Origin of the sequence: Streptomyces sp. NBC_00328 (assembly GCF_036139655.1) — a bacterium.
GTDB lineage: Bacteria > Actinomycetota > Actinomycetes > Streptomycetales > Streptomycetaceae > Streptomyces.
In genome coordinates this window covers 4,813,701-4,833,940 of sequence record NZ_CP108013.1, presented here as the reverse complement: position 1 = coordinate 4,833,940, position 20,240 = coordinate 4,813,701, and the positions used below count along the sequence as shown (strand labels likewise).

At 70.0% G+C, this 20,240-nt stretch carries 21 protein-coding genes and 1 rRNA gene; 8 read left to right on the top strand and 14 right to left on the bottom strand.

The window, feature by feature from the left end; all coding sequences use genetic code 11:
• Positions 1-88: 88 nt before the first annotated feature.
• Positions 89-205 (top strand): 5S ribosomal RNA (rrf, locus tag OG485_RS21140).
• A 205-nt stretch (positions 206-410) separates the two neighbouring features.
• On the opposite strand, the gene OG485_RS21135 is transcribed toward rrf, so the two are convergent.
• Entirely contained in the window at positions 411-1,172 is a 762-nt protein-coding gene (locus OG485_RS21135; RefSeq protein ID WP_328669915.1) for a CDP-alcohol phosphatidyltransferase family protein, read from the bottom strand.
• A 149-nt stretch (positions 1,173-1,321) separates the two neighbouring features.
• Between OG485_RS21135 and OG485_RS21130 the strand changes: the two genes are divergently transcribed.
• Positions 1,322-1,882, top strand: a complete 561-nt coding sequence (locus OG485_RS21130) for a GNAT family N-acetyltransferase (protein WP_328669914.1) — start codon at positions 1,322-1,324, stop codon at positions 1,880-1,882.
• Positions 1,883-1,930: 48 nt separating this feature from the next.
• On the opposite strand, the gene OG485_RS21125 is transcribed toward OG485_RS21130, so the two are convergent.
• The 10 genes from OG485_RS21125 to OG485_RS21080 form a co-directional block, all read right to left on the bottom strand.
• Positions 1,931-3,649, bottom strand: a complete 1,719-nt coding sequence (locus tag OG485_RS21125) for a type IV secretory system conjugative DNA transfer family protein (protein WP_328669913.1) — start codon at positions 3,647-3,649, stop codon at positions 1,931-1,933.
• A 1-nt stretch (position 3,650) separates the two neighbouring features.
• Positions 3,651-5,075 (bottom strand): ATP-binding protein, encoded by a 1,425-nt coding sequence (locus OG485_RS21120; RefSeq protein ID WP_328669911.1) that lies wholly within the window; start codon positions 5,073-5,075, stop codon positions 3,651-3,653.
• A 14-nt stretch (positions 5,076-5,089) separates the two neighbouring features.
• Positions 5,090-6,649 (bottom strand): SCO6880 family protein, encoded by a 1,560-nt coding sequence (locus OG485_RS21115; RefSeq protein ID WP_328669910.1) that lies wholly within the window; start codon positions 6,647-6,649, stop codon positions 5,090-5,092.
• On the bottom strand, positions 6,646-7,965 hold the full coding sequence (locus OG485_RS21110) for a hypothetical protein (protein ID WP_328669908.1): 1,320 nt from the start codon (positions 7,963-7,965) through the stop codon (positions 6,646-6,648). The genes OG485_RS21115 and OG485_RS21110 overlap by 4 nt, the downstream gene beginning before the upstream one ends.
• Positions 7,955-8,809, bottom strand: a complete 855-nt coding sequence (locus OG485_RS21105) for a hypothetical protein (RefSeq protein ID WP_328669906.1) — start codon at positions 8,807-8,809, stop codon at positions 7,955-7,957. Before OG485_RS21105 ends, OG485_RS21110 begins: the two co-directional genes overlap by 11 nt.
• Before the next feature lie 213 nt (positions 8,810-9,022).
• On the bottom strand, positions 9,023-9,331 hold the full coding sequence (locus OG485_RS21100; RefSeq protein WP_037622434.1) for a hypothetical protein: 309 nt from the start codon (positions 9,329-9,331) through the stop codon (positions 9,023-9,025).
• A gap of 478 nt (positions 9,332-9,809) precedes the next feature.
• Complete coding sequence (locus OG485_RS21095) at positions 9,810-11,129, bottom strand: S53 family peptidase (protein WP_328669904.1); 1,320 nt, start codon at positions 11,127-11,129, stop codon at positions 9,810-9,812.
• Positions 11,130-11,441: 312 nt separating this feature from the next.
• On the bottom strand, positions 11,442-11,702 hold the full coding sequence (locus tag OG485_RS21090; protein WP_328669903.1) for a DUF397 domain-containing protein: 261 nt from the start codon (positions 11,700-11,702) through the stop codon (positions 11,442-11,444).
• Positions 11,695-11,889 carry a DUF397 domain-containing protein gene (locus OG485_RS21085; protein WP_328669901.1) on the bottom strand — a complete coding sequence of 65 codons (195 nt, stop codon included), beginning with the start codon at positions 11,887-11,889 and terminating at the stop codon, positions 11,695-11,697. Before OG485_RS21085 ends, OG485_RS21090 begins: the two co-directional genes overlap by 8 nt.
• Positions 11,890-11,900: 11 nt before the next feature.
• Positions 11,901-12,746: a helix-turn-helix domain-containing protein gene (locus tag OG485_RS21080; protein ID WP_328669900.1), complete on the bottom strand. Its 846-nt coding sequence runs from the start codon at positions 12,744-12,746 to the stop codon at positions 11,901-11,903.
• A 208-nt stretch (positions 12,747-12,954) separates the two neighbouring features.
• On the opposite strand from OG485_RS21080, the gene OG485_RS21075 reads away from it, so the two are divergent.
• The 4 genes from OG485_RS21075 to OG485_RS21060 all read left to right on the top strand — a co-directional run bounded on the left by OG485_RS21075 (position 12,955) and on the right by OG485_RS21060 (position 16,327).
• The gene (locus OG485_RS21075; protein WP_328669898.1) at positions 12,955-13,401 is read left to right on the top strand and encodes an ATP-binding protein; all 447 of its coding nucleotides are present in this window, start codon (positions 12,955-12,957) and stop codon (positions 13,399-13,401) included.
• A gap of 139 nt (positions 13,402-13,540) precedes the next feature.
• Positions 13,541-14,320, top strand: coding sequence for a trypsin-like serine peptidase (locus OG485_RS21070; RefSeq protein ID WP_328669896.1), 780 nt, complete (start codon positions 13,541-13,543; stop codon positions 14,318-14,320).
• 111 nt (positions 14,321-14,431) lie between these two features.
• On the top strand, positions 14,432-15,433 hold the full coding sequence (locus OG485_RS21065; RefSeq protein WP_328669894.1) for a C40 family peptidase: 1,002 nt from the start codon (positions 14,432-14,434) through the stop codon (positions 15,431-15,433).
• A 192-nt stretch (positions 15,434-15,625) separates the two neighbouring features.
• The gene (locus tag OG485_RS21060) at positions 15,626-16,327 is read left to right on the top strand and encodes a phosphatase PAP2 family protein (RefSeq protein WP_328669893.1); all 702 of its coding nucleotides are present in this window, start codon (positions 15,626-15,628) and stop codon (positions 16,325-16,327) included.
• A gap of 45 nt (positions 16,328-16,372) precedes the next feature.
• Here the strand turns inward: OG485_RS21060 and OG485_RS21055 are convergent, their stop codons facing one another.
• The 3 genes from OG485_RS21055 to OG485_RS21045 form a co-directional block, all read right to left on the bottom strand.
• On the bottom strand, positions 16,373-17,959 hold the full coding sequence (locus OG485_RS21055) for an FAD-binding oxidoreductase (RefSeq protein WP_328669891.1): 1,587 nt from the start codon (positions 17,957-17,959) through the stop codon (positions 16,373-16,375).
• A gap of 206 nt (positions 17,960-18,165) precedes the next feature.
• Complete coding sequence (locus tag OG485_RS21050) at positions 18,166-18,540, bottom strand: hypothetical protein (protein WP_328669890.1); 375 nt, start codon at positions 18,538-18,540, stop codon at positions 18,166-18,168.
• A gap of 235 nt (positions 18,541-18,775) precedes the next feature.
• A complete protein-coding gene (locus OG485_RS21045; protein WP_328669888.1) occupies positions 18,776-18,937 on the bottom strand; it encodes a hypothetical protein in 162 nt (53 codons plus the stop codon).
• 118 nt (positions 18,938-19,055) lie between these two features.
• Here OG485_RS21045 and OG485_RS21040 point away from each other — a divergent pair, with 118 nt between their 5' ends.
• Positions 19,056-19,886, top strand: coding sequence for a hypothetical protein (locus OG485_RS21040; RefSeq protein WP_328669886.1), 831 nt, complete (start codon positions 19,056-19,058; stop codon positions 19,884-19,886).
• Between the two features lie 133 nt (positions 19,887-20,019).
• On the top strand, positions 20,020-20,208 hold the full coding sequence (locus tag OG485_RS21035) for a hypothetical protein (RefSeq protein WP_328669884.1): 189 nt from the start codon (positions 20,020-20,022) through the stop codon (positions 20,206-20,208).
• The last annotated feature ends 32 nt before the right edge of the window (positions 20,209-20,240 follow it).

Here is a 20,240-nt window from a genome sequence, read left to right as displayed (position 1 = left end):
GTTGCTCGCGTCCACTGTGTTGGTTCTGAAACCACGAACAACCCCACGTTTGTCACAGAGCGTGGTGCGGTTGACAGTTTCATAGTGTTTCGGTGGTCATAGCGTGAGGGAAACGCCCGGTTACATTCCGAACCCGGAAGCTAAGCCTCACAGCGCCGATGGTACTGCAGGGGGGACCCTGTGGGAGAGTAGGACGCCGCCGAACAAATTTTGAAGAAAACCCCCGGACCGGGGATACCGGTCCGGGGGTTTTCTGCGTTCCCAGGGCATTTCCCGCGAAGGCATTTCTCCGCGAGGGCATTTCCCACGAGGGTGTGTCCCGCGAGGGTGTGTCCCGTGCGTGAGAAAGGGGGCGGTCTCCTCAGGAGACCGCCCCCTTTCTCGTTTCCCGTGATGCGGCTGCTTCGCGGTTACTTCAGGCGGGACGACGCGACGATCGAGACGATGTGCGCCGGCACGAGCAGCCACACGATCGCCGTCACGGCGACGGTCGCGATCCGCGTGGCCGTCAGGTCGCCGAGCGCCAGGTCGACGACCGCGGTGACGAGCAGCAGGATGCTGCACTCGATGCCGTTGACCAGACGGTGGAGACCCACGGCCGAGGCCAGCCGGCGGACCTGCGCGAGACCGCTGGAGCGCGGGACGACGGAAGCGTCGGTCGCCTTCTCCATGCCGCTGTCCGAGCGGGCCACGTGCACGAGGTCGGAGGACGACTTCAGGAGCAGGACGCCGATCGCCGCGGCCAGACCGGCCACCAGGTAGAGGTCGAGGCCGAGTTGGGCGGCGCGGATACCCATGCCCACCATCACGGCGGCATCGGCGAGGTAGGCGCCGAGGCGGTCCAGGTAGACCCCGAGCGGGCTGAACTGGCGGCGCCAGCGGGCCACTTCGCCGTCCACACAGTCGAGCAGCAGATACAGCTGCATGAAGACGACGGAGAGAACGGCGCCACCGAGGCCCGGCAGGATCAGGGCGACTCCGGAGAGCATCCCCGCGAAGACCATGATCACGGTGATCTGGTTCGGCGAGATGCGGGTGTCGACGAGATGGCGGGTCACACGCAGGGAGAGGGACCTCATGTAGAGGCGTCCGGCCCAGTGCTCCGCCCGGCTGTCCAACTTGCCCGTGGGGTGGATGACGTTGCGGAGTTCCTCTAGTTGGACTTTGGCCATGCGGTGTTCTCCCTGGCGAGCTTGCGCGTGATCGGATCGGTCGGCTCACAATGCCGTACAGGGAAGAGCATGACGGTGGCCTGGCCGACGGTGATCGGCAGGGTGGATATCAGATGAGCCCGGCCGTACGCGCGTACTACGGTGACGGCATGAACTCCCATGCCTTCGTGATCCGTTCCATACGTTCCGATGAGTGGCGGCAGGTGAAGGAGCTCAGGCTCGATGCCCTGCGGGACCCCGTCGCGCACCTCGCGTTCCTGGAGACCTACGAGGACGCGGTGTCCAAGTCGGACGGCTTCTGGCAGGAGCGGGCGTCCGGGGCGGCCGTCGATGCCACCGGGAGGCAGCAGATCGTGGCCGTGGGCGAGGACGGGGTCTGGGCCGGGTCCGTGACCGTGCTGGTCGAAGAGGCCGGCGTGCCGGACGTGTTCGGGGAGGTGCCCGAGCGGAGCCAGGGACATCTGGTGGGGGTGTACGTGCGGCCCGAGTACCGGGGGAGTCGGGCCGGGGTGACCCGGGGGCTCTTCGACGCCGCTCTCGCGTGGTCCTGGAAGGCCGGGCTCGAGCGCGTGCGGCTGTTCGTGCACGAGAAGAACGGCCGTGCCGAGGCGTTCTACCGGAAGGCGGGTTTCCTGCCGACCGGGGAGACGACGCCGATGCCGGGTGACACCGGTGAGCTGGAGCTCGAGTTCGTCATCACCCGGGGGTAGCGCGGCCGGCGGGGATCAGGCCGATATCGGGGCAGGTCCGTTTCCGGGTCAGACCGGAAGCTCGTACTGAGGCCAGCGTGAGCGGAGCTGTTCGCGGGAGCGGAGGAGAGCCAGCGTCGGCAGGCCGCGAGCCGGGCCCGTGGCCAGGAGATCGGGGAGCTGGGGGAGCGGGGCCACGGCCGCGATGTCGTCCAGGACGAGCGTGAGTGGTGGGTCGAGCCGACCGGAGGATGACCGTTCGGCCATGCGCCGGCCACGCTCGACCACGCTTGAGGCGAGGGCCGTCAGCAGAGGCATGGCGCCGGGGCCGGCCTTGGGGTCCTCGATGGGTTCACCGATCAGATAAAGCGTGCCCCCTTCGTTGACGAAGGAATCCAAGGCGAGGCTGTCACTTCGGTTCGGAGTGCAGGATTCTCGGATGTTGACCGTGGCAAGCGCCGACAGCGCCCGCGCCGTCAGCTCCTGTGCGATGTCCCGGCGTTCGGGGTGCGAGACCAGCGCGGCCTCCAGCTCACCCGCGGCGCCGGACGCGGCCCTCGGATGCGTGCGCAGAGCTCGTACGGCGTCCTGCACCTGCGAGCCCTGGGCCCAGCGGTGGACGTGGCGGAAGGCCTTGCCCTCCACCGCGGCGGCGTGCAGATAGCTGCGCATGAGTGTCTCCGCGACATCGGCCATCGCCTGGTCCGCCTTGGCGGAGGGGCGCACCGGGGCGAGGAGGGCGACCGCTCTGGCCGCCGCTGTCTCCTTGTCCTCGCAGCCTGTCGCGGGGGACCAGTGCAGCCGGGCCGGGGTGTCGCAGAGGTGGGCCGGGTCGTACAGGAGGACCGGGCCCAGCTTGGCGCGGGCGTCCTTGGTCTCCGACCAGGTGCGGGGGTCGGAGGTGATGACGAGCGCCGGGCCCTCCGCGTCGCGCACGGCCTGGGCGGCGGTGGGGTGGCGGGTCTCCGCGGAGGCGAGGACGACCGCGTGCGGGGACGTCCACGCGGGCTGCCGCTGGGGTGCCGTGACGGGACGGGATGCCGTGGCGGGACGGGCCGGTGCGGCCTCGGAGGCGACGGCGTCCCAGCCGCTTTCGGTTCCGTGTGCCTGCGCGGCCACTTGTCCCTGTGCTTGTGCCTGCGCGGCCGCGAGTCCCTGTGCTTGCGCTTGTGCCTGCGCGGCCAGTTGGCCATTCCCTTGCTGGGCCAGATGCCCGTTTCCCTGATGGGCCGGATGATCGGCCGACCGTTCCCGTGGCGGGGTGCCCGCTCGATCGCCCTCGGCTGTCCTGTGGGCCGTCTCCAGGGGCCCTGCCGGCAGCGGCCGCTGTTCCGTCCTGGCCGGCGGCACCACCGGATCACGCGTGTCCGCGAACTCCTCGGCGGCCCTGGCCTGCGCTCGTCTTCGCGCTCGTCCCGCCCGCCACCGCGCCATCGTCCCCATCACGAACACGGCGAGGACCAGCAGCACCATCAACTGGCCGATGAACAGGCCCCAGAAGAGGCCGTAGCCCGACAACTGGGAGGCCGGGGTGTCGGGCCAGGCGCCGGCGATGTCGTGCGGCTCGCCGATCAGGTGACGCATGGCCAGGGGTGTACGGGTGAAGGTGATCGCGTCCGGCCAGGCGCCGCGGGAGAACCATCCCGCGAGGCCCGTCGCCGACCACACCATCAAGGTCATGCCGAGGAGGAAGCCCAGCACCCCGATCAGCAGGCCGTCCGGAATGCCGCCCGTCCCCTCGGGCCGGGGGGCGTGGCGGTCGCCGTGCCGGTCGGGGTACTGGCTCATCTCACGCCACCGTGGACTCGGCGGAGCCGTCGAGATCGCTGAGGTGTTCCTCCATGAAGGCGGCAGCCCGTTCCTCGGCCTCCAGCTCGGCGGCGCGCATCGCGTCGTCGGAGATGAGGTCGGCGGACGACTGCGTCATCGCGCGGTCGGTGAAGACCAGCGGGCGTTCCGTCTCGGTGATGAGGTGTTTGACCACCTGGACGTTGCCGTTGACGTCCCAGACGGCGATGCCCGGGGTCAGCGTCGGGATGATCTCGACCGCCCAGCGGGGCAGGCCGAGGACCCGGCCCGTCGAACGGGCCTCGTCCGCCTTCTGCGCGTAGATGGTCCGCGTCGAGGCCATCTTCAGGATCGCGGCCGCCTCCTTGGCCGCCGCTCCGTCGACGACGTCCGACAGATGGTGGACCACCGCCACGAAGGACAGACCGAGGCGGCGCCCGAACTTCAGCAGCCGCTGGAAGAGCTGGGCGACGAAGGGGCTGTTGATGATGTGCCACGCCTCCTCCACCAGGAAGATGCGCTTCTTGCGGTCGGGCCGGATCCAGGTGTGCTCCAGCCACACACCGACGATCGCCATCAGGATCGGCATGGCGATGGAGTTCCGGTCGATGTGCGACAGGTCGAAGACGATGAGCGGGGCGTCCAGGTCGATGCCGACCGTCGTCGGGCCGTCGAACATGCCCCTCAGGTCACCGTCGACCAGCCGGTCCAGGACCAGCGCCACGTCCAGGCCCCAGGCCCGTACGTCGTCTATGGCGACGTTCATCGCCTCGGCCGACTCCGGTTCGGGGTGGCGCAGCTGCTCGACGATGTCGGTGAGCACCGGCTGGCGCTCGACGATGGTCTCGTTGACGTAGGCGTGCGCGACCTTCAGGGCGAAGCCGGACCGCTCGTCGAGGCTGTGCCCCATCGCGACCTCGATGATGGTGCGCAGCAGTGCCAGCTGGCCCGTCGTCGTGATCGTCGGGTCGAGCGGGTTGAGCCGGATGCCCATGTCCAGGGCGGCCGTCGGGTCGAGCCGGATGGGAGTTATCCCCAGCTCCTGCGCGATGAGGTTCCATTCGCCGACGCCGTCCTCGCCCTGGGCGTCGAGGACGACGACCTGGCGGTCGCGGAAGCGCAGCTGCCGCAGGACGTACGTCTTCTCCAGGGCCGACTTGCCGTTGCCGGACTCGCCGAGGACCAGCCAGTGCGGGGCCGGGAGCTGCTGCCCGTAGAGCTGGAAGGGGTCGTAGATGTACCCCTTGCCGGAGTACACCTCGCGGCCGATGATGACGCCCGAGTCGCCGAGACCCGGTGCGGCGGTGGGCAGGTAGACCGCCTGCGCCTGGCCCGTGGACGTGCGCACGGGAAGGCGGGTCGTCTCGACCTTGCCGAAGAGGAAGGACGTGAAGGCGTCCGTCGCGGCGGACAGCGGATCCCGCATCAGTGCATCAGCCCCTACCTGCGGATTCCGGTGGCGAACGGGAGGGTGTTGACGAAGGCGCGGTGGTGCTCGCGGTCGCACCACTCCAGCTTCAGATACGACTTGCCGGCCGAGGCGCGGATGGTGCGCTTGTCGCGCGCGAGGGCCTCGGGGTTACGGGAGGACACGGTGATGTAGCCGACGAGGTTGACGCCCGCGGCGCCGCTCGCCAGGTCCTCGCCGCGCTGGTCGAGGCGGTTGTGCGAGGCGATGTCGCGCGGGTCGACGGTGCGGTTCATCTTGGCGGCGCGGCTGGCCTCGGCCTCGTCGTTCGTCTTCTCGGTCAGCATGCGTTCGATGGCGATCTCGGTGGGTTCGAGGTCCATGGTCACGGCGACCGTGCGGATGACGTCGGGGGTGTGGACGAGGAGCGGGGCGAGGAAGTTGACGCCCACGGGGGTCATCGGCCACTCCTTCACCCAGGCCGTGGCGTGGCACCAGGGCGCGCGGGTGGAGGACTCGCGGGTCTTCGCCTGGAGGTACGTCGGCTCCATGGCGTCCAGCTCGGCCGGCCAGGCGTTGCGCTTGGTCATCGCCTGGATGTGGTCGATCGGGTGGTCCGGGTCGTACATCGAGTGCACGAGGGAGGCCAGCCGTCCCTGGCCGAGCGGCTGCCGTACGCGGATGTCGGCTTCCTGGAGCCGGGAGCAGATGTCGGTCAGCTCGCGTGCCATGACGACGGCGAGTCCGGCGTCCCGGTCGACCTTGCGTCCGCCCTGCGGCCGTGCCGCCCGTGCCATGGCCTGGCCCTCGGCGGCCAGTTCACGCGAGTAGTGCATGCAGGCGACGAGATAGGCCCGGTGCTGCTCGCTGCTCGTGGACACCATCGACTGGAGCTGGTCGTAGGACTGCTGGAGCCATCCGGGGGCCCGCTCGTCGCCGCGTTGGGAGACGTCCTTGGCGTGGGCGTCGGGGTCGGCGGGGAGGGTGCGGGCGAGCATCTGGAGGCGGGTGACGAAGCCGTCGCCGTTGGCCACGTGCTTGAGCAGCGTGCCGAAGCGGTCGACGAGGGCCTCCTGGTCCTCGCTGTCGCGCAGACCGACGCCCGGTCCCTCGATCTCGATGGCGGCCGTGACGGTCCGGCGGTCGGCGTGCAGCAGTACGGCGATCTCGTCGGGGCCGAACGGGGCGGCGAGCCAGGAGATGCGCCCGATACCGGGCGGCGGCCCGATCTCGATCTCTCTGCCGTCGAGGCGGGTGCCGGCCTCCATCACCCGGTTGCGGTACGCCGTTCCCTGGCGCAGAGTCCGCTTGTAGCTGCGGTTGATCTCGAACCACTTGTAGAAGGTGCGCCGTTTGTACGGGATGTACACCGCCGCGAGCGCGAGCAGCGGGAAGCCCATCAGCAGCACGATCCGCAGGGACAGCACCGGGACGAGCAGGCCGCACATCATGCCCAGGAACGCGCCTCCGATGATGAGCGCGATCTCGCCGGACTCGCGGTTCCGGCCGACGATCGCGTTCGGCCGGGCGCGGCCGATCAGATATGTACGGCGGGGCGTGATCGGATGGGACAGGTGGGACTCGGTCGTCAACGCCCTTCACCTCCCGTGCGGTTGCTGTTGCGGGTGTTGCTTGCGTGCGGGGTGTTGACCGGGCTGCTGCGCGGCGGCGGTGCGGCGGAGGGGACGGATCCGCCGCCTCCGTTCGGCGTACGGCTGCCGTGCGCGGCCACACCGCCGGACGCGGGGTTGGCGGGGCGGGGCTGGCTGTTGCCGCCTCCGCCGCCGTTGTTGTCGGCGCGCGAGCTGTGCGTCTTGATGCCCTGCGCGACCAGGGTGGCCGGCGAGCTGATCACGGCGGCGGCCTTGCTCTCGGCGCCCTGCATGATGCGGTTGTTGCGGGAGCCGGAGATCTCGTCGCCGAAGCCCGGTACGAAGCGGTAGATCATCGCGCTGGCGAAGATGGCGAGCAGGATGATGGCGAGCCCGGAGACGACGGCGGAGAACGCGTCGGGTCCGTTGTCGGAGCTGAGGGCTCCGGCGAGGCCGAGCACTATCACGATGACCGGCTTCACCAGGATCACCGCGATCATGATGCCCGCCCAGCGGCGGACGTGGCCCCACAGGTTCTTGTCGACGAGGCCCGCGTAGACGACGGTGCCGAGCAGGGCGCCCACGTAGAGCAGGGCGGCCCGGATGACCAGCTCCAGCCAGAGGATTCCGGCGGCCAGGATCGAGACCATCGAGACGACGATGAGCATGATGGGGCCGCCGCCGATGTTGCCGCCCTTGTCCAGGGCGCCGGAGAACGTCCCGAAGAACGCGTCCGTCTGGTTGCCCGTCGTCTTGGCGAGCACCTCCGTCACGCCGTCCGTCGCGGAGACGACCGTGTAGAGGATCAGCGGGGTGAACGCCGAGGCCAGCACGGTCAGCCAGAGGAAGCCGATCGCCTCGGACAGGGCCGTGCCGAGGGGGACACCTCGTACGGCCCGCTTCGTGACGGCCAGCAGCCACAGCAGCAGGGTGAGGATCGTGGACGCCGCGAAGACGACGGCGTACTGCTGGAGGAACTTGGGGTTCGTGAAGTCGACGTTGGCGGTGTCGTTCACGGCGGCGGAGAGTTTGTCGATGGTCCAGGAGGCGGCGTCGGCGCAGCCGTTGGCCAGGGAGGACAGGGGGTCCAGCGTGGACCCGACACCAGGATCGGTGGTGAGACCTGATTTGCCGGATCCCTTGGTGCCGCTTTCGCAGTACTTCTTGGCGGGGCCACGGACGAGTTCACAAGGGTTGCGGCTGGGAGTCGGGCTGGGGGCGGCGACCGCTCTGGTGGCCAGCAGGACGGCAGCCGACTGCATCGCTGCCACCGTGGCGGCGAGCGAGAGGATACGGCGCGGCTTGTTAGCGGGCATACGTGAACCCTCCGTACTCCTCGACGGCCTTGGTCATGTCGTCCGCGGTGGAGGCCTTCTGATCCCGTCCGACAGGGACGGGCCCGTCCTTCTGCGTGAAGTCGGTGACCTTCCAGTCCCCGTTGGCCCACTTCAGCTGGTAGGTCGTCGTGTACCAGCTCTCCGACACAGGGTTGGTGGAGCCGTCGCCGGACAGGCCGAAGAGCGAGGTGTACCAGAGCTCGACCGTGGCGCTGTCCTCGCTGGAAGCCTTGATCTTGGTGCCGACCGGGATGATGCGCGAGATGAAGGTCTGGCCGGCCGGCGCGGCGCCGTTCTTGTCCAGGCCGATGTTCGTCAGGAACGTCTCGCTCGTGTAGGCCGAGTCCAGGTCGGGCTGCCGTGCGGCTGCCACCTCGGGCGTGTACACGGCGTCGACGATCGCGTGCCGCTGGTCGGCGTTGAACATGCCGGTGGAGCCCAGCGAGACCCCATAGTTCGCGGCAGCGCTCTGTGCTCCCTCGGGCGTGTGGGCGAAGCCCGATGGGATTCCGGCCGTTTTCGAGGTCACCGGGTGGTTGCCGGAGGCCGCCGTGGGGGATGTCTTCGCCTTGTCACCGCTGCTGTCGCCGGGCGAGGCCGCGTCGTCCCCGCGGTTCGCGAAGGCGATGGCGGCGATGAGCAGGACGACGACGCCGACGACCGTGACCAGGCTCCGCGAGGAGGATCCGCGTCCGCGCCGCGCGCCGCCGTAGACGTCGCCCGGACGGTCGGGCAGGCGGGTGCGGGTCTGGCCGGAGCCGCCGTACCCCCCGTCCTCGCCGCGCGGGCCGTCGCCGTACCCGGGTTCGTCACCGAGACTCATGCCGCGTACGCCCCCTCAATCTCTCGCTGAACCACGTAGTACGACGGTAGCCGTGCTGGTTCCCTTGCGGGCGCGGTGTGGTGACTGGACATCAGGGAGTTGCAACCTCAGCCGGTGGGCACGACGGACGGACGGATGGATCGGAGGAGCGAGAATCCGGGCGCGCCCGGCCGGGTACTGGCGGCGCGCCGGGTGTGGCGCGGCCCGGCCGGGCTACACGGCCATGCCGTACACGATGGTGAAGAGCGTGCCGAGGGATCCGATGATGAAGACCCCCGTGAGCCCGGCGATGATGAGCCCCTTGCCCTGTTCGGCGCTGAAGGTGTCTCTGAGCGCGGTAGCGCCGATGCGCTGTTTGGCCGCACCCCAGATCGCGATGCCGAGGCAGAGCAGGATGGCGACCGCCATCACCACCTCGACCATCACCTTGGCTTCGTTGCCCAGGCTGCCGAAGGGGCCCCAGTCCGGGGCGATTCCACCGATGATTGTGTTGATGTCGCCCTTGTCGGCTGCGAAAAGCATGTAAGTCACCGCCCCTAGTGGGTAGTTCTGCACCCCCTGCCACTGTGCGCAGAGGTCGGGCCCATTCTCGCCGACAATGACGCCTTCGTATGTCGACTTGACGTCATTGGTTGGCGGGATTCGTGCGAATTCCTTGGCACCGGCGTACGCGGGACCCTTGAGGGAGGCGTATGGCGGTGTACGAAGAGTCGTATCGTCACTCTGTGTATCACGGGTGGTCACGACGGGCAATGAAGTGGAAGCGGAACCGGCACGTGGTTCTGTCGTTGTCCCCTTCTACGGTTCGGGCGCGGGGTGAATTCGAACGGACACGGCCGCGCCGGAAGGCTTCTGACGGTGCGTCGCGCCGGTGTTCCCCGGGTCGCCGGGTGCGCGTGGGGTGGACACGCGGAACGGGCCGCGGCTGGTTGCCGCGGCCCGTTCGCGGGGTGGTGCCGGGGAACCCCACGTCTCCCGGCGGCCGCCCGCACTCCGGAGGTCAGCCGGTGAAGGCGGTGACACCCTCCGGGGTGCCCCAGCCGGTCGGGCCGTCGTAGCCCGTGGTGGCGGTGCAGAGGTAGCTGGTGGTGCAGGTGCCGTTGTTGCCCGAGGTCACGTCGTTGAGCGCCGAGGTGCCGGCCTTCGTGTACGGGAACTTCGCCGGGTAGGAGCCGCTGGACGGGGTGCCGCCGAGGGCGTAGACGCCCGCGATGACGGGCGCGGAGGCGCTGGTGCCGCCGAACGTGTACCAGCCCGCGGTGATGCCGTACGAGTCGTACACCGCGACACCGGTGGCCGGGTCGGCGACGGCCGCGACGTCGGAGACGGTGCGCTTGGAGCAGCCGGTGTCGGTCTGCCAGCTCGGCTTGGTGTCGTACGAGGAGCAGCCGGAGCCGGTGCCCTCGGTGCTGCTGGTCTTCCAGACCGACTCGGTCCAGCCGCGGGTGGTGGAGGCCGCCTTGGTCAGCGCGGTGCCGCCGACGGAGGTGACGTACTGCGAGGCGGCCGGGTACTCGGCGCCGTAGCCCGAGTCGCCCGCACTGACGGTGATGGCGACGCCGGTGTGCTTGAAGTACGAGGTGTCGTAGGAGGTGTCGGAGGACGACTCGGAGCCGCCGTAGCTGTTGGAGACGTACTTCGCGCCCAGGGTGACCGCCTCGTTGACGGCGGTGCCGAGGTTGGCCATGGTCGCGGACTTGGCCTCGACGAGGAGGATGTCGCACTTCGGGCAGACGGCGCTCGCCATGTCGAGGTCGAGGGATATCTCCTCGGCCCAGCCGGTGTCGCTCGACGGCAGCGAGGTGGTCGAGCCGGTCTGGCCGACCTTCTTGAAGCAGCCGTTGGCGGTGGTGCACGCGCTGAGGCCGTAGTAGGAGCGGTAGGTCGCGAGGTCGGCCTCGGCGTTGGGGTCGTTGTAGGCGTCGACGATGGCGATGGTCTCGCCGGAGCCGTTGGAGGCGGCCGCGGAGGTCAGGCCGTACGCGGCCTGGAGGTCCGTCGGTCCGAAGCCGGACGGTGTGGAGGCGTCGGCGGCCTTGGGGGTGACGCCCTTGGCGAAGGCCTTCTCCGCCATGTACTCGGTGACGCCGCCGGTGACGCGTTTGGCGTTGCAGGCGGCGACGCCGGCCCTGGTGGGCGTCGCGCACGCCCTGGTCCAGCTGACGTGGGGGGTGACCTTCGCGGCGCCGGTACGGGCGTCCGCGGTCCCGGCGGCGCCGAGGCCCGCGAGGACGAGGGCGGCGACGCCGAGGACGGCCGCGCCGGTCCGGCGCCAGGTGCCGCGGGCGGGGGAAGGTCTCTGGGGGAGTGTGGTGCGCAACGGACAGCCTCCTGGGAGCGGTTGACAGGGGCGGTGCGGGTGCGCCGCCGGTGCGGTGTCCCCGGCGGTGGGCCGAGCCGGCCCGCGGACGACCATCCCTTGTTGAGTACGCGACAACAAGAGGCTTACGGAAGCCTTACTTCCGCCTTACCGAACGCGGCAGGCGCGTGACCTTCCCATGGCTCCCGGATGGCTGGAGGCTGACGGCCGCTTGACTCAACTCACAGCTCTTTCAGGGCAATTGCACTGGTGGCGGCGACGCGCGCTTCCGTGGCAGCCGCGCTCACGTCAGGACCTCATGGCCTTATGGCTTCATGAGCGGCCTTCGGTGGGAGCCGGGGGCCGTTCGTCCTCCAGGCCCTCGACGAAGTGGTCGAACTCGCCCGCCTGGACCCCCAGGACGAACGCGTCCCACTTCCTGCGGGTGGTGGTGACGACGTTCTCCGGGTCGCCGGTCTCCCGGATGTAGACCAGGTCGTCCTCACCGAAGGCGATTTCGATCCAGGGGCCGGGACCGGTCGCGTCCTCCGGGGCGGCGCGCACCCAGTCGAGGTCCGAGGGGATGTCAGTCACGGGGGCGTTCCTCCTTGAGAGCACCCAGAAGAGAGCGGAAGGCCGCGGGCGCGGCGGTGAGTATCGCTCCGCTCGGGTCGCCGGATTCGGTGAGACGGATCGCGCCGGATGCGCGCTCTCCGGTCACGTGGACGCAGGAGTTGCCTTCCGGGCAGTACGACGACTTCTGCCACGCGGGCGTGGGCATCACGGACTCCTTCACAGGTCCTTGAGGATGTTGCGGATGAACGTCTGCGACTCCTCTGGCGGGAGGGCGGCCGCCTCCATGCGGTCGAGCAGTACGCGGTACTTGCGCAGTTGGGCCTCGGCGTCGAGGAACACAGGGCCGTGCGACTGGTCGAGGTTCACGGTGTCGAGCTGCGGCACGGGGCCTTCGGCGTAGTAGATCGACTGTCCTGAACCGGGGAAGACGGGCGACTGGAACGGGAGGACGTGGATCGCGATGTGCTCCCGCTCGTTCATGTCCGTCAGGTAGGTCAGCTGATCCCGAGTCACCCGGGAGCCGGCGAACATCATGCGCAGGGCGGCCTCGTGAATGATCACCTGGTGCGGGGTCGGGGGGTTGCGGAAGAGGACGGCTTGCCGCTTCACCCGGAACGACACCCGGTGCTCGATGTCGGGCGGCGGTAGTTCGGGTACTGCCTGGCGGAAGATCTCGCGGGCGTAGTCCGTGGTCTGGAACAGGCCAGGGATGTGCGCCGTGACGGCGGTGCGCAGTCGTCCGGCGTGGTGTTCGAGCTCGGCGAGGTCCAGCAGCCCGGCCGGCAGGATCTCGCGGTACTCCTCCCACCAGCCGCGGACGCGCTCGGTCGCCATGTGGCTGAGCGCGTCGACGAGAGCCTTGTCCCCGCAGTCGTAGTGGCAGGCCAGGGTGCGTACCCGCGTGGGGCTCACCCCCGCTCGTCCGGCCTCCACATTGCTGATCTGGTTCTGCTGGACGCCGAGCAGCCTTCCGGCCTGGGTGGAGGTCAGGCCCGCGCGCTCCCGGAGCTTGCGCAGCTCGGCACCCAATCGGAGTTGACGACCCGTCGGGTTGCTTCGCACGGGTCAGGCCCGCCTTCCTCACGCAGCAGATCACCCACTCGGGTGATAGATCATCACTTTCACGGAAACTGTGTAAGACCTTTTATTTGTGCCGCTACCTTATTTCTGGGACCCCGCCCAGAAGTACCCCGCTCGACGGAGCGGCCGCGGTCACTGGGCACCTAGCGACACGAGACCATTCAACTCCCCTCCGTGATCGGAGACTTTCATGGCCACCGTATCCCCGCCCTGGTCCTACACCCTCCAACTCCCGCACGATCCCCGCTCCCCGGGGATCGCCCGTGCCACCCTGCGTGCCGTGCTCGCGGCCCGCGGGCTCACCGAACTGGCGCCGACCGCCGAGCTGTTGGCCTCCGAACTGCTGACCAACGCCCATCTGTACGCGCCCGGTCCGTACGCCCTGCGCGTTCTCTCGGCGCAACCGGACCGACTGCGGGTCGCCGTCTGGGACTCGGATCCGGCCGTCCCGTCGGGATTCCGGGAGGGTCCCTCCGGCGGCCCGCCCACGCACGACGACGAACGCGGCCGGGGGCTGCACCTCGTACGGGCCTGCGCCGACGCGTGGGGGGTCTCCGTGCTGCGCGAGCTGGGGGCGTCGCGGGGCGGGAAGCTGCTGTGGGCGGAGTGCCGCCACTCCGGGGAAGCACGGGACTGAAGCGGCGCCCGGTGGCTCCGGGGCGGGTAGGGCCGGTGGGCCCGGCCGGGCCCGGGTGGCCGGGCGGGGTCGGCCTTCACAGGTGATACTCGGACTGGTCCGAGGTTTGTCTCACCCGCTCGCGGCAAGGTGAGGGGCGATGAAGAGCATCCGCATCACCCGTCTCCCGGGAATCCGGCGGTCCGCCCTGCTCGGTGCGGCCCTCGTGCTGCTGGCGGTGACGTCCTCCTCCATCGCCGCCGCGGACGACGGCCCCGGGCCGTTCGGCGTGACCGTCCGGGCGGCCGAGAACGGCCGGAGCGTCCGGGTGGGCGCGCTGTTCCACGGGAGCGCCGCGAGCGGTGGTGCCGGCGGACACTTCTGCACCGCCTCCGTCGTGCACAGCAAGGGACGGGACCTCCTCCTCACGGTCGCCCACTGTCTGGACGGCGAGGCGGAACTGTCCTTCGCGCCCGGCTACCGGGACGGCAGGGCGCCGTACGGGTTCTGGGACGTCCAGGGCGTGTTCCTCCCCGAGGGGTGGAGGCAGGACCAGGACGAGGACAGCGACGTCGCCTTCGCCGTCCTCGGCACCCGCGACGGCGAGGAGGTCGAGGACGTCGTCGGCGGCGCGAACGCCTTCGCCGCGCACCGCGCCACCGGGGCCACCGCCGTCACCGTCACCGGATACCCCGGCTCCCTCGACAGCCCCATCACCTGCACCGACAAGCCCAGCGCGCAGAGCCGCACGCAGCAGCGCGTCGCCTGCCCCGACTTCGCCGGCGGGACCAGCGGCAGTCCCTGGGTGAACGGGGACGGGGCGGTCGTCGGCGTCATCGGCGGCCACGAACAGGGCGGGGACACCGACGACGTCTCGTACAGCGTCGTGTTCGGCACCGAGGCCGAGGAGCTCTACCGCGTGGCCGCCCTGGCCGGATAGCACCCCTGCGCAGGGACATCCCGCTCCGTCCCCGCGCGCGACGACCCTCGCACAGAGGCCCGCCTCTACACTGGCCGCGGCGGACTCCTGTGCGGCGAGGGGCGGTTGACGGTGCGTAAGGCCTGGATCGTGGCGACCGCGGCCGTGGGCGCGGGGACGGGCTTCGTGATGGTGCTCGTCGTCGGGGTCTACCTGGTCGCCGGGAACCTCGCGGGCGGCATCGGCGGCGGTTCGGTCGGGCTCGCCAAGGGCGCCGTGCCCGCCGCGTACCAGAGCCTCGTACAGAAGTGGGGCAACCTCTGCGCCGCGATCAATCCCGCCCTGCTCGCCGCCCAGCTCTATCAGGAGAGCGGATTCAATCCGAACGCGAAGAGTCCGGCGCAGGCGCAGGGGATAGCGCAATTCATTCCGGGGACCTGGGCCACACACGGGGTCGACGGCGACGGGGACGGCGTCCGCGACGTATGGAACCCGAATGACGCGATTCCGTCGGCCGCCTCGTACGACTGCGAGCTCGCCTCCTATGTGAAGAACGCTCCGGGAAACCCCACGGAGAACATGCTCGCCGCCTACAACGCGGGCGCCTACGCGGTCATCAAGTACCGGGGTGTGCCGCCGTACGCGGAGACCCGGAACTACGTGAAGACGATCACCACGCTGGCGAAGAGCTTCGCGGCCCCGGTGACCCGCGTGGACCCCTCGAAGCAGGCCGCGGCGGCCATCACGTACGCGCAGAAGAAGCTGGGCACACCGTACCTGTGGGGTGGTAACGGCACGGCTGACCAGGGCGGACGGTTCGACTGCTCGGGTCTGACCAAGGCCTCGTACGACAGTGTCGGGGTGAGCCTGCCACGGGTGGCCAACGACCAGTACAACGCGGGGCCGCACCCCAAGCGGGAGGAACTGCTGCCGGGGGACCTGGTCTTCTTCTCGGACGACCTCACCAACTCGCGCGCCATCCGGCACGTGGGTATCTATGTGGGCGGCGGATACATGATCGACGCCCCCCGGCCCGGTGCCGTCATCCGGTTCGACCCCATCGACACGCCTGACTACTTCGGGGCCACCCGGGTGACGGAAGATGGCGCGAAAGCATTGCCCACTTCGGTATGAATCCACCCTCTGATCTGCGGCGATATCTCTCTTCGATAACGTGTGCGTGATCATTCGGTGGAGGGTGGAACGTATGAGAGGGGACCGTGCGTTCCTTTTGACGTAGAGAACTGATCTACAACCACGGGGGTGGATCGAGCGGCGCGCGAAAGGGCGCGGTCGCGGGAAAGACGACGAAGGGGCCGCAGCGCCATGGCGCAACTCGCCGAATCCGGTTCGAACCCCGACGTCGACCTGCTCTACGACATCAATGGCCTGGCCAAGCACGCGCCGCACTGGCTCGACCGGGTCATGGAATCCGTCGGCGAGTGGGGTCTGCTGCTCGCGATGGTCCTGCTGGTCCTGTGGTGCTGGTCGTCCGTGCGGCGGCGGGGCGGAGCCGACGCGGCGGCGACCGTGGCCGCACTCGTCTGGGCACCGCTCGCGGCCGGGATCGCGCTCCTGGTGAACGTCCCGATAAGAGGTTTCGTGGAGCGTCCGCGCCCCTTCGCGGACCACCAGGGCCTGGCCGTCCTCGTGAGCGGCAAGACCGGCTTCTCCTTCGTCAGCGACCACGCGACGATCACCATGGCGGTGGGCGTCGGACTCTTCGTCGCCCACCGGAAGTTCGGACTCGCCGGGATCGCGCTGGCGCTGCTCGAAGGGTTCTGCCGGGTCTTCATGGGCGTGCACTACCCGACGGACGTCATCGGCGGATTCGCGCTCGGCACAGCCGTCGTCCTGCTGCTGTCGCCACTCGCCACGGCCCTGCTGACCCCGGTCATGAAGGCCGTGGAGGGGGCTCCGCGCGCGGGCCTGCTGATCCGGGCGCGCGGCACCGCACCCGCCGGGCAGGAGGCCCTGATCCCGGGGGCGCGGACCGAGCACACCGAGGAACGGGACCTCGCCGCGTAACTCCCGGGCCCGGTCACGGCGCCCGCACGGCACCCCCGGTCACCCTCACAGGGCCTGGGGGAAGGAGAAGAAGCGGTGCGGGTCGTACTGGTGCTTCAGGGCCGTCAGCCGGGTGGCCGCGTCGCCGTAGTAGGCCTTGCGCCAGTCGGTCAGCGTCGCGTCGGTGTAGTTCTGGTAGGCCGCGCCCGAGGCGTACCGGGCCATCGCGTTGTGGGCGCCCGTCAGCCAGGACTGGGCGGTGGTGCCGGAGGTGCCCGCCCGCCAGGAGACGATGTACTGGGCGAGCATGCGCGAACGGCGGTGCACGAACGCCGTGGACGTGGGCGCCACGCGGTTGACGGCGCCGCCGAGCGCGGTGAGCGCGATGCTGCCCGCGCCGCCGCGGACGGCGGAGATCTGGTTCAGGAGCGTCTGGACACCGGCCGCCGAGATCGACCGGTCGAAGAAGTCCGAACGGGCCGCGTACGTCTCGCGGCCGAGGGCGCCCTGCGGGCTGCGGCCCGGCGTCGACCCCGGCAGGTGGCACTGGGCGTCGGCCGAGAACGACGAGCAGCCCGCGTACACCTCCATCGACTCCTCGTACGAACGCCTCTTGAGGGAGACGCTGCGCGCGGGGGAGCCGATCCGGTCCGCCAGCCGGTCCACCGCGTTCTGGAGTTCGCCGTAGGTGCCGAGGGAGAAGGCGGCTATGGAGACGGTGGGTGTGCCGCCGGCCGCGTCGGCCAGGTGGCAGGACGACCAGATCTCGTCCGGCTGGCTCGGACCCCACTCCTGCCAGGCCTTCACCACGGCGGCGGCCTTGGCCCACGGCCAGGTCATGTACGCCGAGACGCCCTGCGGCGCGGGATGCGTCCTGAAGCGGAGCTCGGTGACGACTCCGAAGTTGCCGTTTCCGGCGCCGCGCAGGGCCCAGAAGAGGTCCTTGTTCTCGGTCGCGTTCGCGGTGAGCTGCTTGCCGTCGGCGGTGATCAGCGTCGCCTGGGTGAGGCTGTCGCAGGTCAGTCCGTACGCCCGTGACACGACGCCGTGGCCGCCGCCCAGGGTCAGTCCGGAGACGCCCACGGTGGGGCAGGAGCCGGCGGGGATGGTGACGCCCTTGGCGGCCAGCGTGCGGTAGACGTCGATCAGCTTGGAACCGGCGCCGACGACCGCCTCGTTCGCCGACGCGCGGATTTTGTTCAGCTTGGAGACGTCGATGATCAGACGGCCGTCGCCGGAGGACCAACCCGCGTAGGAGTGGCCGCCGTTGCGGATCGAGACCTTCACGCCGTGGGCGCGGGCGTAGTCCATGGTGGTGCGGATGTCGTCGGCGTGCGCGACATAGGCGACGGCGGCGGGCCTCAGGTTGTCGAAGCGCGTGTTGTAGAGCTGGTGGGCGGCGGGCCAGCTCCGGTCGCCGGGGCGGATCAGGGCGCCGTCGAGCTGGTGGGACAGCGCGGTCCAGCTGGCGGCCGCGCGGTTCGCCGCGGTCTCCGTGCGGATGCCTGTGCTCTCGGCGGCGGTGCCCGTGGCGCTCGTGCTCCCGGCCTTGCCGTCGGCGCCCGCTCCGCCCTGGTCGCTGCCGTTGCAGGCGGACGTCGTCGCCGCCGCGAGGACGGCGGTGGCTCCGCCGATGAACGAACGCCGTTGCATGTGTGCCTCCCGTGGGTTCCGTGGAACGAGACGGGTCCCCGGGTCCCGGGGTTCCGCGCGGCTGTGTCGCAGAACGGCTACAGCACTCGGCATCCCAGCACGCCCGCCCGGGGGCGGGAGCGGCGGGGTGGGAGCGGGGGTGGGCGGAGCGGCCGACGCTTCGTGACGTCGGCCGCTCGCGGAAGTCCGGTGGACGCCCGCATCGGTCAGCCGGAGCCGACGGCCCAGTCGGTGCAGGAGTTCAGGTATTCGCTTCCCTCGTACCTGGCGACCTGAACTCCGATGTCGATGACCCCCGCGCTGTTCTGAGCGGGCCCGCCGAAGGAGTCCTCGGAGCCGAAGCCGCCGGTTACGCTGTGCCACTTCCAGTTCACGCGGGTCGCGCCGATCGTCTTGCCCACCAGCCGGATCTGCACGTGGTGGTCGTCGGCCTTGGTGTCCGTGACCGACATCGTGACATCGAACTCGCCCGTGGTGCCGGACCGCCAGTTCGTCGAACTCAGCTGGCCGAAGGCTCCCGTGGTGCTGCACGAGAGTGTGGTCAGGGTGTCCGCGTGAGCCGACGTGGTCAGCGTCGTCATGAGGAGTCCGGACGATATCGCCGCGGCCGCCGCAATGGTTCGCCTGCGCAAGATGTTCCCCCTTGTATGAAGTTGATGTGATCTTCGGATCAAGGGGAACCTAGGTCGACGTTGTTCGAACCGTCAACCGAATAGGGGTGGATGCGGCCAACGCCCGGAGGTGGCTGTGACGGCGACCCCCGTGGTTCGCGGGGTCCGCGGCGGCTGACGGCATCGCCGCCGCCCGCACGCCGGTTCAGCCCGTGGTGTGCTTGTCGGCGTCCGTGCGGGCCTGGCTTCTGGCGCGGCGGGACGGGCCTCGCCAGCCGCAGGTGCAGCGGGCCAGGCAGAAGGCGCCTTGCTCGACCGTGGTCGTCCGGTGACCGGAGGGAGGGTCCGGCTCGTCGAGATGCTGCACACGCACAACGTTACCCAAGCCCGGTGAACGGACTCCTGCCGCGTGACGGGTGCCCTCACCTGTCGTTAACCGGAACGACGGGAAGGCCCGGGACGGACCGGCTGGGGGTCGGTGGACGATGGCGCAGCAGCAGGAACGGGCGGCGGCCCTGGTCGCGTTCGTCGCGACGGGGCTGATCGTCTGCGGCACCGGGTGCTCGGGCGGCGGGACGGCCGCGGAGGACGTCCGCACCGGGCCAGGCACGGCCGGGACGCTGCGCCAGGCGGTGGCCGTCCTGGAGCGCGCCGGCAGCGCGAAGGCCAGCACGTCGATGGAGATGGCCACCGGCGGGACCCGGGTCACCATCCGCGGGCAGGGCGTGTACGACTTCAGGAAGCAGACCGGGCGGCTGAAGGTGCTGCTGCCGCAGGACCCCGCGGGAACCGCCGAGCACCGTCCGATCACCGAACTCCTCTCCCCGGGCGCTCTGTTCATGAAGAACCGGGGTGCCGGGGTGCCCGCCGACAAATGGGTGCGCGTGGAGACGGCCGGACTCACGGACGGCAACCTGGTCACGGGTGGAGCCACCGACCCGTACGCCGCGGCCGAACTGCTGCGCGGCGCGCGGTCGGTGACCTACGTGGGGAAGACCGAGGTCGCCGGGATCTCCGTCCGGCACTACCGAGGGACCGCCGACCTCGGCACGGCCGCGCGGGGCGCCCCGGCGGGGCAGCGGCCGGCGCTGAGGGCGGCGGCGAAGGGGTTCGCCACCACCGAGGTCCCGTTCGACGCCTACCTCGACGACGAGGGGCGGCTGCGCAAGGTCCGGCACCGGTTCAGCTTCGTCAACGGACAGCGGACGGGCACGGTCGCGGTGGCCTCGACGCTCCTGCTGTACGACTTCGGCAGCCCCGTCGTCGTACGGCTGCCGGATTCCTCGGACATCTACGCCGGGAAGATCGCGGAGTAGTGGCTTCCGGAGAGATGGGCAAGAGCATCCGGAGCCGTAGCTTCAGAGGAGGGCTGGAAATGGCCCTTCCGTGCCATGCGCGGTGTGTAGGCCGCTCCCTACTCTAGGAAGTCGGTTACGGCAGGAAGAGGTGATGCGCGTGGCTCCGGTCGGCGGTGCGGCAGTTCAGGACCACGTGGCCCTCGCCGAGATCGACCTGTGCGCCGAGCTGATCATCGCGGCCTCGGCGGCGCACGAGGACCGCCTCAGCCTGGAGAGCATCGACGCGGTGCTGAAAGTGGCCGAAGAACGCGCTCCGGGGCAGCGGGGCGTGGAGGACTAGTCCTTTCCGGCCCCCACTCGGCCCCGTCCGGT

Bases quoted from the DNA above. Each gene is read 5' to 3' on its own strand.
- OG485_RS21135 (WP_328669915.1), bottom strand. From the start codon at position 1,172: ATGGCCAAAGTCCAACTAGAGGAACTCCGCAACGTCATCCACCCCACG.
- OG485_RS21130 (WP_328669914.1), top strand. From the start codon at position 1,322: ATGAACTCCCATGCCTTCGTGATCCGTTCCATACGTTCCGATGAGTGG.
- OG485_RS21125 (WP_328669913.1), bottom strand. From the start codon at position 3,649: ATGAGCCAGTACCCCGACCGGCACGGCGACCGCCACGCCCCCCGGCCC.
- OG485_RS21120 (WP_328669911.1), bottom strand. From the start codon at position 5,075: ATGCGGGATCCGCTGTCCGCCGCGACGGACGCCTTCACGTCCTTCCTC.
- OG485_RS21110 (WP_328669908.1), bottom strand. From the start codon at position 7,965: ATGCCCGCTAACAAGCCGCGCCGTATCCTCTCGCTCGCCGCCACGGTG.
- OG485_RS21105 (WP_328669906.1), bottom strand. From the start codon at position 8,809: ATGAGTCTCGGTGACGAACCCGGGTACGGCGACGGCCCGCGCGGCGAG.
- OG485_RS21100 (WP_037622434.1), bottom strand. From the start codon at position 9,331: ATGCTTTTCGCAGCCGACAAGGGCGACATCAACACAATCATCGGTGGA.
- OG485_RS21085 (WP_328669901.1), bottom strand. From the start codon at position 11,889: ATGCCCACGCCCGCGTGGCAGAAGTCGTCGTACTGCCCGGAAGGCAAC.
- OG485_RS21075 (WP_328669898.1), top strand. From the start codon at position 12,955: ATGGCCACCGTATCCCCGCCCTGGTCCTACACCCTCCAACTCCCGCAC.
- OG485_RS21070 (WP_328669896.1), top strand. From the start codon at position 13,541: ATGAAGAGCATCCGCATCACCCGTCTCCCGGGAATCCGGCGGTCCGCC.
- OG485_RS21060 (WP_328669893.1), top strand. From the start codon at position 15,626: ATGGCGCAACTCGCCGAATCCGGTTCGAACCCCGACGTCGACCTGCTC.
- OG485_RS21055 (WP_328669891.1), bottom strand. From the start codon at position 17,959: ATGCAACGGCGTTCGTTCATCGGCGGAGCCACCGCCGTCCTCGCGGCG.
- OG485_RS21050 (WP_328669890.1), bottom strand. From the start codon at position 18,540: ATGACGACGCTGACCACGTCGGCTCACGCGGACACCCTGACCACACTC.
- OG485_RS21040 (WP_328669886.1), top strand. From the start codon at position 19,056: ATGGCGCAGCAGCAGGAACGGGCGGCGGCCCTGGTCGCGTTCGTCGCG.
- OG485_RS21035 (WP_328669884.1), top strand. From the start codon at position 20,020: ATGCGCGTGGCTCCGGTCGGCGGTGCGGCAGTTCAGGACCACGTGGCC.